Annotated in this window: 10 protein-coding genes; 5 read left to right on the top strand and 5 right to left on the bottom strand. The window is 51.4% G+C overall.

All coding sequences use genetic code 11. From position 1 onward, the window contains the following. Positions 1-125: 125 nt before the first annotated feature. The 3 genes from H1D31_RS02275 to rapA form a co-directional block, all read right to left on the bottom strand. On the bottom strand, positions 126-1,199 hold the full coding sequence (locus H1D31_RS02275; RefSeq protein ID WP_065955374.1) for an OmpA family protein: 1,074 nt from the start codon (positions 1,197-1,199) through the stop codon (positions 126-128). 163 nt (positions 1,200-1,362) lie between these two features. Then, a complete protein-coding gene (locus tag H1D31_RS02270; RefSeq protein WP_065955373.1) occupies positions 1,363-2,010 on the bottom strand; it encodes an RluA family pseudouridine synthase in 648 nt (215 codons plus the stop codon). A 1-nt stretch (position 2,011) separates the two neighbouring features. Continuing rightward, positions 2,012-4,915, bottom strand: a complete 2,904-nt coding sequence (gene rapA, locus H1D31_RS02265; protein ID WP_261255630.1) for an RNA polymerase-associated protein RapA — start codon at positions 4,913-4,915, stop codon at positions 2,012-2,014. A gap of 229 nt (positions 4,916-5,144) precedes the next feature. Between rapA and H1D31_RS02260 the strand changes: the two genes are divergently transcribed. The 3 genes from H1D31_RS02260 to H1D31_RS02250 all read left to right on the top strand — a co-directional run bounded on the left by H1D31_RS02260 (position 5,145) and on the right by H1D31_RS02250 (position 8,518). Then, the gene (locus H1D31_RS02260; protein ID WP_008609248.1) at positions 5,145-6,536 is read left to right on the top strand and encodes a PhoH family protein; all 1,392 of its coding nucleotides are present in this window, start codon (positions 5,145-5,147) and stop codon (positions 6,534-6,536) included. A gap of 90 nt (positions 6,537-6,626) precedes the next feature. Further along, the gene (locus tag H1D31_RS02255; protein ID WP_261255627.1) at positions 6,627-7,655 is read left to right on the top strand and encodes a hypothetical protein; all 1,029 of its coding nucleotides are present in this window, start codon (positions 6,627-6,629) and stop codon (positions 7,653-7,655) included. A 32-nt stretch (positions 7,656-7,687) separates the two neighbouring features. Next, positions 7,688-8,518: an RluA family pseudouridine synthase gene (locus tag H1D31_RS02250; protein ID WP_261255625.1), complete on the top strand. Its 831-nt coding sequence runs from the start codon at positions 7,688-7,690 to the stop codon at positions 8,516-8,518. On the opposite strand, the gene H1D31_RS02245 is transcribed toward H1D31_RS02250, so the two are convergent. Both H1D31_RS02245 and H1D31_RS02240 read right to left on the bottom strand, forming a co-directional pair. Next, positions 8,509-10,545, bottom strand: coding sequence for a tetratricopeptide repeat protein (locus H1D31_RS02245; RefSeq protein ID WP_261255623.1), 2,037 nt, complete (start codon positions 10,543-10,545; stop codon positions 8,509-8,511). The genes H1D31_RS02250 and H1D31_RS02245 overlap by 10 nt on opposite strands. Before the next feature lie 139 nt (positions 10,546-10,684). After that, entirely contained in the window at positions 10,685-11,620 is a 936-nt protein-coding gene (locus tag H1D31_RS02240; protein ID WP_261255621.1) for a D-2-hydroxyacid dehydrogenase, read from the bottom strand. Between the two features lie 210 nt (positions 11,621-11,830). Between H1D31_RS02240 and H1D31_RS02235 the strand changes: the two genes are divergently transcribed. Both H1D31_RS02235 and H1D31_RS02230 read left to right on the top strand, forming a co-directional pair. Further along, entirely contained in the window at positions 11,831-12,763 is a 933-nt protein-coding gene (locus tag H1D31_RS02235) for an ABC transporter ATP-binding protein (RefSeq protein WP_261255620.1), read from the top strand. Then, on the top strand, positions 12,760-13,941 hold the full coding sequence (locus tag H1D31_RS02230; RefSeq protein ID WP_261255618.1) for an ABC transporter permease: 1,182 nt from the start codon (positions 12,760-12,762) through the stop codon (positions 13,939-13,941). Before H1D31_RS02235 ends, H1D31_RS02230 begins: the two co-directional genes overlap by 4 nt. Positions 13,942-13,943 lie beyond the last annotated feature (2 nt).

Here is a 13,943-nt window from a genome sequence, read left to right as displayed (position 1 = left end):
GAGCTTAGTATAGCGAGCTAAAAATTAGCAGCCTTCGCCCGGCGCGGCAACTGAAATTTTATCTAATACCCCGGAAAATAAAAAAGCCGCTGTTGTCAGCGGCTTTTTTGAGCATTAAGTGGCGATTAACGCATCACTGGCTCTTTGATTTTGGCCGTTACTTTAGCTTCGATGCGCTGGTTTGCAGCATGAGCTTCACGGCTGTTACCAGGTACGCGAGGCTGAGTTACACCAAAGCCTTTTGAGGTAATGCGTGAGCTTTCGATGCCCTGAGCAACTAACAGGTCAGCGATGGCTTTAGCACGACGCTCAGATAAGCGCATGTTGTATTCTGGCTTACCGATGTTAGAGGCGTGACCTTCGATGAAAACCACTGACTCTGGGAAACGCTTCATGAACGCTGCCAGTTTGTTAACTTCAGTGCGGCCTTCTGGCGACACAGTGGCAGAGTCGAAAGCGAAGCGAACTTCGATATCTACGTCACCAACACGATCCATTTTCTCAGTGTAGATGGTACAACCATCAGCATCAACTTTCTGACCTGCTGGTGTATTCGGACACTTGTCACGGCTATCTGGCACGCCGTCACCGTCAGAATCTACAACTACTGGGGCCGGAGCTGGCTCAGGTTGTGGCGCCGGAGTTGGCGCAGGAGCTGCTGCCGCACCGAAAATCCAGCTGGCGCCGAACTTGATCGAGGCATCATTCCACTGACCACGGCTAATACCGCGGAAACGGTTACCTTCAGCGAATAAGGCAACGCTTTCGTTGATGAAGTAACGGTAACCCACACCGACGTTCAGAGCGTCAAATGCGATGTTGTGTTCAAAGTGTTTCCAGCCACCGACCAGGTAAACATTTGAATTCGGGATGTGATACATTGCATCAACACCGAAGCGGTCACCGGTAACGCGTGAACTTTGCGTTAATGAGTCCAGACTTTGGCGGGCATACTCAGCACGCACGCCCCAAGTTTCATTCAGGCGGTAGCCAATTTCTACACCGACGCCCCAACCGTTATCGACGTTATCCCATGCAGCTGATTGGCCTTTACGGTTATCAGTCCAGTAGCTTTCGCCGAATAATGAGCCGAAGACTTTCTTTTCCAGGTCCTTTGCTGAAGGAGCGTTGGCAAAGGCCTGTGCGCTCAGCAGTGGTAATGCAGCCAGAACTGCAATGGCGGTTGCTTTCAGTTTCATCCGTTTCTCCTTTGATTCATCCAACTTAGCAAACTTGTAATAGTTTACCATATTGTTTTGACAGTATTATTAGTTTTGAACAAATTTAAGCGTTTAATTTTACGACAGTGGCATCTTAACCAGTAAAACTGAATGTTAGGTTAATAAAGTTCTAAATTTTAGCTTAAAACGGGCATTTTGCAAAAAAAGTCAAGTTTTCAGCAGTTTCCGGGTGCACCAGGCAGAGTTCGGTGGCATGCAGTTGCAGCCGCCCGATTTGCTGGAAATCCGGATTGTAAAATTTATCGCCCAGGATCGGATGGCCAAGGAATTGTAGGTGTACTCTGAGCTGGTGTGAGCGTCCGGTTACCGGCTCTAGCTCAACCAGGCTGCTGTCTACAGTGCGCTGTAATACCCGGAAGTGGGTCAGAGAGGCTTTCCCATATTGATAACAGACCTTTTGCTTAGGGCGGTTCGGCCAGTCGCAGATCAATGGTAACTCAATACTTCCCCGATCTGCCGTAATACAACCGCTTACTCTTGCCAGGTAGCGTTTTTTGATCGTCCGTTCCGAAAATTGCCGGTTGAGTTCACGCTGCGCCTCCTTGGTCAGTGCCATTACCATCAGACCTGAGGTCGCCATATCCAGCCGGTGCACCACACTTGCCTGTGGCCAGACCCGCTGTACCCGGTACTGCACGCTGTCAAAATGCTCGGCAGCTTTGCCTGGCACAGAGAGCAGGCCACTGGGTTTATTCAACACCACTAACTGGTCATCCTGATACAAAATGTCCAGATAGGGTGACAGAGGTGGGCGATAATCCAATAGCATACTAGTCGTGGCTCACTACGATAACCCGGATCGCATCTAGTTTTAGACGAGCCTTCGCAAGGTATTCCTCGCCTTGCTGCCGCAGTGCTTGCAGGTGATGAATTTCTTCCGGCCGAACCAGTGGATTAACGCTTTGCAGCGCCAGCAGACGTTGGATTGCGGCAGTCAATTGCTGTTGTAACTGGCTAACAGCCTCAGCTTTGAGTGCCGCCAGTTGACTGTTTGCCTGTTGCTCCGCCGCAGCCAGTAAAGGATGGATCAGATTCTGTAACGCATTAACCAATTTGGCTCCGGTTTGCCGACCTACGGGTTTTAGCTGACGGTTAAAGTTATCAAAGGGCACTTTTGCCGCCAGATCTTTACCGCTTTTGTCCAGCAGCAAGCGAATGGGCGTTGGCGGCAGATAACGGTTAAGCTGCAAAATAGCCGGTGCGCTGGCTTCAGCGATAAAAATCAGTTCGACAAAGAAGCTGCCGACCGGTAACGCCTTGTTCGGTAGCAGGGCGACAGAGCTATTGCCAAAGTGCTCGTTGCTTAGCAGATCCAAAGTGCCGGTGACCATCGGGTGATCCCAGCTTAGAAACTGGATATCTTCCTCTGCCAGCGCCGTTAAGCGGTCAAAGGTGACGGTAGTGCCTTCATCGTCCAACCCGGGGTAGTTCAGCTGCAATTGTTCCGACGGGCGCAAGATAATGCTGGTGTCTGAGCGATCTTCCTGAGCGACGCCCAGCAGGTCCCAGGCTTTAAACATCAGCATCGGTAACCGCACATCCTGATCCAACTGACTGATTGCTGTCGCTAACTCGATTGCTTTGCTACCGCCAGCGGAGTTAAGTTCAAGTAGCTGATCACGTCCTTGCTCCAGTTGCTGTCGTAACCGGGCTGCCAGGCTTGCGGTGTCGCTGATAAAAGCCAGAACCGATTCAGACTGACAGGCCGCCGAGGCAAGCAGTTGCAACAGCTGTTGCTGTTGTTGTTCAAAAATAATTCGTCCGCTCTGGCAGGTTTGGGCGAAGGCATCCAAGCCTTGCTGATACCAGTCAAATAGCAATTGCTGCGCGGTGCCGGCAAAATAGGGTAAGTGGATCTGGATATCCTGTTGCTGCCCGATCCGGTCCAGGCGACCGATACGCTGTTCCAGCAGATCCGGATTCAGTGGTAAATCGAACAGCACCAGATGATGCGCAAACTGGAAATTCCTGCCCTCACTACCGATCTCTGAGCATAGCAGTACCTGGGCGCTGTATTCTTCCTGCGCAAAGTAGGCCGCGGCTTTATCACGCTCCAGAATGCTCATGCCTTCGTGAAACACAGCGGCTCTTACTCCGGCCAGGGTGCGTAACGCCTCCTCTAGCGCTATGGCGGTGGCTGCTTTGCTACAAATCACCAGAAACTTCGCCGGCCGATGTTGTTTTAACAGATCCAGCAAATAGCTGACTCTGGGATCGAATTGCCACCACTGGCTGCTCGAACCCTCAAAATCCTGAAATACCTGTTCGGGAAAGAGTTGTGCCTGCACCCGGTGTAGCAGTGGTGCGTCCTGCTGCAAATTCTGAAACACCTTTAATGCATTTTCATACTGGGCAGGCAAGCTGAGCGGTGCCGGAACCGCATGGCGTTTTGGAAAGCCTTTAATACCGGCACGGCTGTTACGGAACAGGATGCGGCCTGTGCCGTGACGGTCCAGTAATTGTTTCAGCAATGCCTCTTTGATCGCAGGCATCGTCTCAGGCTGCTGGCTTAACTGTTCAACTAGGGTGCGACTTTCATTGTCAGCTAACAGTTGTCTCAGCTCTGTCACTAATTCGGCATCAGGGTCCGTTGTTTGCATCAAGCGGCGCGCCAGGGCGGCAATATGTTGATACGTCTGCTCTTGGGCTAAAAACACCTGATAATCATAAAAACGGTCAGGATCAAGCAGGCGCAAACGGGCGAAGTGGCTCTGATGACCAAGCTGATCAGGTGTCGCAGTAAGCAGAATCAGGCCGGCCGTATCCTGCGCCAGTGCCTCAATGCGCTGATATTCCGTGCTTGCCGCCTCAGGTTGCCACTGCAGATGATGTGCCTCATCGACCACCAGAATATCCCAGTGACTACCTACAGCCTGTTCATGCCAACTTTTCTTTCTTGTTAGAAACTCCAGGCTACATAACACCAGTTGCTCAGTATCAAAGGGATTATCAGCATCTAATTGTGATTGCTGGCAACGTTCTTCATCAAAGATCGAAAAGCGCAGATTAAAACGGCGCCACATTTCAACCAGCCACTGATGTTGTAGCGATTCCGGTACCACGATCAGTACCCGGCTGGCTAGCCCGGTCAGTAATTGTTGATGCAGGATCAGGCCGGCTTCGATAGTTTTACCCAGGCCGACCTCGTCAGCCAATAACACCCGTGGTGCGTGACGCTGGGAAACTTCGCTGGCGATATACAGTTGGTGCGGGATCAAACTCACCCGGCCACCGGCAAGGCCACGCAGTGGGCTTTGCTGCAGTTGTTGCTGCATCTGCCAGCTTTGGAAACGTAGTGGAAAGTACTCAAAGCGGTCGATCTGACCCGCGAACAGGCGGTCCTGCGGCTTATTAAAACTGAGAAAGTGATCGAGAAAAGTTTCGCGCAACACCACCGGCTCACCGTTATCGGTGCGCACGCCATGATAGCTGAGCAGCTGTTGTTGCTCGCTTAACTCCTGCACCAGAATACTGAAGCCTTCTGCACTTTTAATCTGGTCGCCAACATTAAAGGTAACGCGGGTTAGCGGAGCTTCTTGCTGGGCATAGAGCCGGGTTTCGCCACTGGCCGGAAACAATAACGTTAGCATCCGTCCTTCAATTGCGATAACGGTTCCTAACCCTAAATCTGATTCCGCGTCGCTAATCCAACGCTGGCCCAGTGCAAATCTCATACGTAATCCTGGCAGTCTAAAAATGGGGCGTCATGGTACAGCGAAAAACGCTCTGATGCATCAGCAAAACAAGCTGCTGCGGTCATTTTTCTGTCATCTGAATGTCGCAAGGTAGTCACAGGACAGTTTAAAAAAACTGTCACTCAGTATAGCAGTCTGAGATGGATGCACTATGCTGAACTAATAGGATGCAAAAATCTGTGGGTGAAAACAAAAAGGAGCAGTGCCTATGGCGCGGAAAAAATCGAAAGAGAAGAAGATCTACGTCCTTGATACCAATATTCTGCTGCACGAACCTTTCGCTTTTCTGAACTTCGAAGAACATGATGTTGTAATCCCGATGACCGTACTGGAGGAGCTGGATCATATTAAAGATCGGCATAAGGACGTTAGCCGTGATGCCAGGGTGGCGATCCGGGCGCTGGAGGATGTGCTGAAAGATGCATCACCCGAACAGATGTTGCACGGTGTGGCCTTACCGGCCCGCAGTGATGAAAGACCCAGCGGACATATCTTTATTATTAACGACCACCATTTGAAAGATGAAATTCCGGGCTTACCCGGTGGTGAAAACGATCACCTGATTATTAATACTGCCCTTTATTTACAGCGCGAAAAGAGTCCGGTCAAAGTCATATTAGTGACAAAAGACATCAATATGCGGCTAAAGGCCAAGGGCGCCGGGTTGAAGCTGGTCGAAGATTACCGCACTGACCAGTTAATTGACGATGTCAGATTTCTGTATAAAGGCTATTACAAGTTTAGCGGCGAGTTCTGGTCACAGGTTGGCGAATGCCGTACCGTCAATGAGGGGCGCGAGGTCGTGCACTATATCAGCCGCAAGGTACTACCGAATGCTTATGTAAATGAATATCTGATTGATGAAGCAGAAACCTTTGCCGGCAAGGTGCTGGCGATCACTGAGACAGAGCTGAAGATTGCGGATTATGGTGTGGAACGTATGATGCACCGCCATGCGTGGGGTATTCATCCGAAAAATATCTATCAGGCAATGGCGTTACAGGCGCTGTTGGATCCACAGATGGATCTGGTGATCCTGACTGGCCCCGCCGGTTGCGGTAAAACCCTGATAGCCCTTGCCGCTGCGTTAGAGCTGGTGATTGAGAAAGGCATGTACGATAAGGTCATCGTCACCCGTAATACTCCGGAAATTGCTGAGTCGATTGGGTTTTTACCCGGCTCAGAAGAGGAAAAAATGGCGCCTTGGCTGGCGGCCATCACCGATTCGCTGGAAGTGCTGCACAAAACCGATGAGCATCCGCACGCCAGCGTGAATTACATTATGGAGAAAGCCAATATCCAGTTTAAGTCGGTTAACTTTATGCGCGGCCGCAGCATTCAAAATGCGATAGTGATCCTCGACGAATGCCAGAATCTCAGTGCTGCGCAGTTAAAAACTATTATTACCCGTTGCGGCGAGGGCACCAAGTTAATCTGCTCCGGTAACCTGTCGCAAATTGACAGCAACTATCTGACCGCGGTGACCTCAGGGCTAACCTATATTGTCGAACGTTTTAAGAACTTTGAGGGCAGTACTACCATTAACCTGAACGGGGTGGTTCGCAGCCGGTTGGCGTCCTTTGCCGAGGCTAATCTGTAGGCAGAATCGGGCCAGATGGCCCGTGGTATTTAACTCTGCGCCAAAACGTAGTATGTTCAGCTGAGTTAAATGCTGCTGCAAGGACAGCCGATGCAGAACCCGATCCTTTCTGAATATCAACGCACCCGGCGTCTGGGTGCGTTTTTTGTGTTGCTATTAAGTTTTGCTGCGGCAACAGTGCATTTCTTGCTGACACTGGAGCAGCGAATGGAGTTGCAGAGTCAGCGCCTGGCCATTAAGGCGCTGCATTTGGATGCGCAGTTATTACCTTTACAAAAGTTTGCTGACAGCATGCAGCAACAGGCGTTGTTGGAACAAGCGGACTCGCTATCCGTATTTAATTCCCCCCTTTATACCCTTGACGGCCAAACACCTGATATAGCAAGTTTGCGCTCGGCACAGCGGCTATCCAATAACGAACTGCATTTTTTAAGCCGTTCTGAAGCAGCGCTGAATACCGCCAGAACCCTGTACCCATGGTTGGATCGCGTGCTGTATTGGTCGGATCAGGATTTAGTGTATTTAACGCCGCAACAGCTCTCGCTACTGCAAATCCAGACTTTACAGCCCTGGCTTGAGCAGCAGCGTAAGGTACCGGTTGCCGAGCAAGCCGGTTTGAGCCACCTGGAAACGAACAAAATTTTGCTAAGCCGCCGTTTACGCTTTGCCGATGGGCATGGCGGTTGGTTGATCTTTGTCATTGACTCAGCCGTTTTGCTTGAGCCTTTTCAGAAGCTGTTGCCTGGAACTGATTTTTTCCTGTTGGACGAGCATGGCAAATTATTAGGTAATGGCCAGACGCCATTGCGCGACCTGGAGCAACGTGTATTGCAGTTGCAGCGGATCGGAAAGCAACCTCTGTCCCTGGTTATGCTGGAGCAGCGGCAAAGTTTGTTCGGTGCCGGACTGCTGGCATTACTGACCTTCTGGTTGGGTTATTTGCTGGTGCTGTCGCTGGCGTTGTGGGCCTTTTTGTATCGCTACCGCCAGAAAACCTTGCAACCAGTAAAGCGGCTGACGATTCATATCGAGCGTTTATTACGCGATCAGGGTGGGGTGCGGCATATTCCTCGCGGCTGGGAAGAGCTTTTTGATAAGATCAATCGTCTGAAACCATAAGGGAACACCGCCGTTGCGGTGACAAAGAACCGATGAAATTAAGCCGAGAGATCACCGCTACAGCCCCCGTCACCGCCATAGAGCTACTCAGTACGGCAGTGCCGGAGTTGCCGAAAGGTCGATTAAAAGATGCGATGAACAAGGGCGCCGTGCAGTTAATTGCCAAGCCGGTAAAACGGCTCAGACGCGCCCAGTTTATGCTGAAAGCCGGTGATCGGCTGGCGCTGCACTATGACAGTGAAATTTTAAGCCGGGATTGTGCTGCGGCGCAGCTGCTGGCTGATGAAAAGGCCTATAGTGTCTGGTTTAAGCCTGCCGGTATGTTGTCGCAAGGTAATGAATGGGGCGATCATCTCAGCTTATTGCGCTTTGCCGAGCAACACTTTACACCCGCCCGCCCCGTGTTCCTGCTGCACCGTCTTGATCGTGAAGCCAGTGGTTTAGTCTTGCTGGCACATAATAAACAGGCCGCAGCGGCCCTGAGCAAACTCATCGCTGAGCGGGCTATTATCAAAAAGTACCGGGTACGGGTAAAGGGCGCTTTGCCTGCTGACGTGCTGAGTCAGGGTAGGATTGCACTGCCGCTGGATGGCAAGGCATCAGAAAGTCGTTTTAGTTTGCTGGAGTATTGCAGTTTAACCGATACCAGTTTGCTAGAGGTAATACTGATCAGTGGCCGCAAGCATCAGATCCGTCGACACTTCGCTGCTATAAACTGCCCGGTGATGGGCGATCCGCAATATGGCCGGCAAAACAAAAGCACCACAGGCCTGGCGCTGCAGGCGGTAGAGTTGGCGTTTTTCTGCCCCTTTAAACGACGCCAACAGCAATTCCTGCTGCCAGCGTCATTAGTTCAGAGTTGAAACGACAGCTGATTGCCGTTTAACTGCAGTGTTAATTCACCCAGTTTCAGCGCATTTAATATATCGGCACGCAAATTGTCTGCCTGCCATTCACAGGGCCGGGGATGGCTGCTGTAGACAACCAGTTGCCACAAGGAACCAGAGTTTAACTGTTGCCCGGCCAGATACCAGCAGAGCCAGACCAGCTCTGCCAGACCATTCAGATCCTCTTTTTGCCAGTGCTCGCCAAGCAGGTCCTGCAGTGGCAAGTTCAGGGTCAGTAATTCAGGATTGGCGCCAAGCTCAGTCAGCTTTTGTTCCAACAGCGCAATCGCCTGTTGTTGTAGTTGCGGCAATTTCTGCTCATCGTCGCAACATAGCCACAGCATTTCACTGCCACTAAAACTGGCGGTAACTTCCGGCAGGTTAAGTTGCTGACGTACTTGTTCCAGCAACTCGCTGACGCAACGTCTGCCATATTTTTGTTGCAGCAGGGTGCGATTACGCGGCAGTAATACTATTAAGTGTGGTGCAGTACGTTGATTGGTCTGTTTTACTTTTTCACGGAACTGGCTCCACTGTTTTGGTGCCAATTCCGGCGCAGGCGTTGTCGTGGCTACCGGTAATTGCCGACGGTATAATTGCCAGATCACGAAAGCAGTAAAAATCAGTCCGACTAACAATAACTGCAGTAGAACCTGTCTGGATTCGGCGGCGGCGAGTTGTAGTTGCAGTTGCTTCAGCTCAGCTGACTGCTGGCTCACCTGGTTGTTATCGGTTAAGCCCCCTTTCAGCTGGGCCATAGTGCTTCTTAATTGTTCGCTTTGCTCTTGCTGTGCTAACTGCATCGCCTGCTGCTGCGCCAGATAAGCTGTCTGCCACTGCTGGCGCGCAGCAGCCAGGTCGGATTTATTGTTGTAGAAGCGTAGCTTAAGGTAAGTTGCCGCGGCATTAATATCTGGCGCGATGTCGGCCAGCAATTGCTCTGCTTCCGGATAACGCTGCTGCTGGATATAGAGCCGCGCTAATGCCAGCGTAATTTCCTGGAGATAGGTCGCAGAGTTGATTTGGCGGAATTGCTGCAACGCCAGTTGATATAATTGTTCGGCGGGTGCCAATTGTTGCTGTACCAAGGCGGTGCGGGCCAGGCTGTAGTTGACCATCGCAATGCGCAGTAAGTTTTGCTGCTGCTCGGCGATGTGTCGTGCTTCTTCCAACAACAGTTGCGCTTGCTCCGCCTGTACTGGCTCTTCCAGATAGGTTTCAGCCAGATAAATCAACGCATGGGTATAATTAGATTGCAGATCCAAAGCGCGGTAGCGCTCTGCTGCCTGCTGAAAATGTTCCAGCGCATCCTGGTGCAAATCCAACTTACGAAACGCCATTCCCAGCCTGAAGTGGATTGAAGCCAGACTTTCAAAATCCTGTAGCTGATTGGCCAGCGTCAAACCTTGCTGTAAGTAGTAAAAGGCGCGCTGGTATTGATTATCCTGCAATGCCAGCCGGCCACTGATAATCAGTGAGGTTAGCTCCCGCGACGGCTCACCCAGTTGTCGTGCCAGTGCCAGACTACGCTCCGCATACTCCAAACCCGTAGCTAACTGTCCAAGCAGATTATAGGCAGAAGCGAAACTGCGTAGTACATCATTCAGCAGGCGCAGGCTGGGTTGCTCGTCGCTGTTAAGCAGCAGTTGTTCGGCAGCCAGTAGCTGCTGAAGAGCCATCTCAGCATTCTGAAAATAAATGCCGTGAATTTGTGCTTTATGAAACAGGCTTAACGCCTGTAAATAAGGGGTAGTAGCCAGTTGCTCCGCCTTACTGGCCGCATCCAGGGCCGCATCCCTGTTATTGACTGTCTGATAACTGACTGACAACACCAGATAGTCTTCGGCAGTTAAGGTCGTTAGTGCCTGATTTTGCAGACGGGAAATAAATTGTTCGGCAGCAGCTTTACTTTTGTCTACTTCACTCAGCCGCTCTGTCAGGTTAGCAGCCTGCACTGGCAGACTTATTCCAACCGCCAACAAAAAAACATAAAGAAAACGCATAGAAAGCTCTTATTTTTATCGCCCCGGCGCATCCAATGCAAGTGGCACTCTTTGCTGATGTTGGGCAGAGCATCCGTTCTGCCGGGTAGTATCTTATTACTAAAGTAGTTAATTATTATAACAGTTTTTAGCGGCTGACTCAGCGTTCGAGAAAACCTCGAATATTGTCGGCAATCTTTAACACCATTCTGGTTCGCGCCTCACGACTGGCCCAGCCAATATGAGGGGTGATCAACAAATTGGGTAGTTTGCAATTTAGCAGCGGATCTGAAGCCGGCGGCGGTTCAGTGCTAAGAACGTCAAGTGCAGCCGCGCCGACCTGCCCGGTTTTTAAGGCATCAAGCAGCGCATTAGGCTCAATCAGCGCACCGCGCGCCGTATTGATCAGCACAGCGCCGGTTTTTAACCCCGCCAGACTGTTCTTATTAATCATATGCCGGGTATCAGCGGTCAAAGGGCAGTGCAGGGAGACAATATCTGCCTCTGCCAGTGCCGCGCCAAATGCCAGGCGGCCGGGGCGGATCTCTGTGGCAGAGGGCCGCTCGGCGATCAATACCTTCATACCAAAGGCCCTGGCTAAGGCAGCCGTTGCCTGACCCAAGACACCATAGCCGACAATCACCATAGTTTTGCCGGCCAGTTCAAAGATGGGGTAATCCAGCAAACAGAAACTCTGGCTACGACTCCAGTCGCCACGTTGTACCGCTGTGCTGTAACTGAAAAGCTGATTACTCAGTGCCAGCAGCAAGGCGAAGACATGCTGTGGCACAGCCGTGCCAGCATAATCGGTAACATTAAACACCTGAATTCCTGCCGCCCTGGCCGCCTGTAGGTCAATATTATCCATACCGGTTGCCGCCACCATAATAGCTTTCAGGCGTGGCAGTTTGGCAATCAGCGCCGCGTCTAAGCGGCATTTATTGACGATAGCGATGTCGGCATCTTGCAGCCGTGCCGGCAGTTCGTCGGCGCTGCTGTGGGCATAGACCTGAAGCTGACAGTTAGCAAGGTGCAAAGCCGATAAATCGGCATCGCCCAGAGTAGCGGCATCGGCAAATACGATTTGGTAACGCATAGGCTGTGGAGTTCCTGGCGCCGTTTCAGAAAAAGCTGTTTTAGCATAGCTAAGGGGCTAATGCAGCAGATATTGTTACGACTATCGTCGAACAGCCGGTTTAACTGCTGCATAAACATACTTTTTGTTACATTTATGCTAAGAAAAGCGGTTAAGTTCAACAGGCCATAATGGTAAAGTGGGGCGAGTGCAGCAAAGGATTAAGTAACAATGCAAATTACAGTCACACAGATTGAAAAACACTATGCCACGGTACAGGCGGTGCGTGGTGTCAGTTTCCAGATCCAGCCAGGCGAGATTTTTGCGCTGCTGGGGCCCAATGGTGCCGGTAAGTCATCGATTATCCGGATGCTGGTCGGTATGACCCGCCCCGATGCCGGCCACATTCTGGTACAGCATGATGGGGGCGAATTTGACCATGTGCCCCGCCGTTATCTCGGCTACTTGCCGGAAGACCGCGGACTTTATGCTGACAAGAGTGTTGAAAAAAATCTGCGCTTTCTGGCGCAGTTGCATGGTTTATCTGCCACAGAAACCGAACAGCAACTGACACATTGGCTCAATGTTTTTGAATTAACGGATCGGCGGAAAGAGGATTTAAAGCAGTTGTCCAAGGGCAATCAGCAGAAAGTTCAGCTGATTGCCGCCGTGATCCACCGTCCGGCACTGGTTATTCTGGATGAGCCTTTTTCTGGTCTGGATCCGCTGAATCAGGAAAAAGTGGTGCAGTTTTTACAACAATTGCGTGCCGATGGCATGACAGTGATTTTAAGTGCCCATCAGATGGCGATGGTGGAAAAACTGGCAGATCATATGCTGTTGATGGCAAAAGGGCAGGCAGTATTGGCCGGCACTCTGGCGCAGATCCGCAGCCAGGCTCAGCCACAACCGGAAGTCGTGATTGAAACCGAGCAGCCGATTAGCAGTGAGCAGCTCGACCGCTGGTTAGCCGGATATAGCTGGCTGCTACAGACACCGCAGCGACTGTTGGTGCGACTTAATGAAACCCAACAGCTGTCGGCCTGTTTACAGCAGTTGCTGCCTTACTGTGCGTTGAAAAATATCTCAATGCAAAATCCGGACTTGCATCAGTTATATCTGAATGCGATGACCCAACATCAGCAACAGGAGCAAGCAGTATGATTTCGCGGCAAAGTCTGGTCGTCGCCAAATGGGAATTTTTACGTTTTTTTAAATGGAAGCAACAGCTGATCTCGTATTTGCTGATGTTGGGGGTAATGGGAGCGATTTTTGCCTGGAGTTACTTTGTGGATGAAGGCCGCCAGCAATACCGGATCGCAGTGCCGGCCGGCTTTAGTCTGGAAAGTAGCGCCCAGTTTCAGTTTCAGCAGCCGACGGTCAGCCTGGAAGAGCAGTTGCGACAGCTACAGCAGGACGAAACCTGGCATGCGGTGCTGGAGCCAGGCGAGGAGCAGGTGCTGATCCACACCAAGGCCGGTAAAAAGTGGCAACAGCAGTTACAAAGCGTGCTGCTGGAGCACTACCGGCAGCAGTATGCCGCCGCGCAGGGTTGGTCGGCAGAGCAGTTGGCGGCATTACAGCAGCCTGTCAGCCTTGAAATGCGTTACCTCGATGACAACTATAAGGGAAAAGATCGGCCGGAAAAACTGATCGCCCTGGCGGTGCTGTTTATGCTGTTGATGGGGCTTACCACTGCCTTTGGTCAACTGTTAATGAGCATTACCGGCGAAAAGCAGCAGCGGGTCACAGAGCAGTTATTTGCCATAGTGACACCGCAGCAATGGATCGATGGCAAGGTACTGGGTCATAGCTTGAGTGCGTTAAAAGCTATGTTTACCACCACGCTGATGATGTTACTGGGTTTTCTGGTGGCGGTACTGGTGTTTGCCAATAAACCGCTGCAGCTGGACTGGCTGAATCTTGGGGTCTTAGCCTGGTTACTGCCCTTTGCCCTGCTTGGCGTAGTGTTGTGTGCGACCTTTATGGCTGCTATTGCTGCCTCGATTGACGATCCCAATACCAGTGGTAAGGGCGCGGTGATGATGATCACCTGGCTGCCGCTACTGTTTACTTACTTGGTGATCGATAGCCCCACCGGCTGGGCCATGACGTTATTAAGTTGGCTGCCACTCACCTCCTTTGCGGCGATGCCGGTGAGGATGGCGCTGGTTGAATTGCCCTGGTGGCAGCCGTTGCTGTCGTTAATGCTGTTGCTTGCCACCCTGTACTGGCTGCGCCGGGTAGCAGGCCGGATATTTTTACGTGGCATGCAGATGTATGGCAAGGAGCCAAGCTGGGGAGATATTATGCGCTGGGCGCTCAGTAACAAGGCTGATTGATG

The organism is Alishewanella sp. BS5-314 (assembly GCF_025377695.1).
Taxonomy (GTDB): Bacteria; Pseudomonadota; Gammaproteobacteria; order Enterobacterales; family Alteromonadaceae; genus Alishewanella; species Alishewanella aestuarii.
This window is presented reverse-complemented; position numbering and strand designations above follow the sequence as displayed.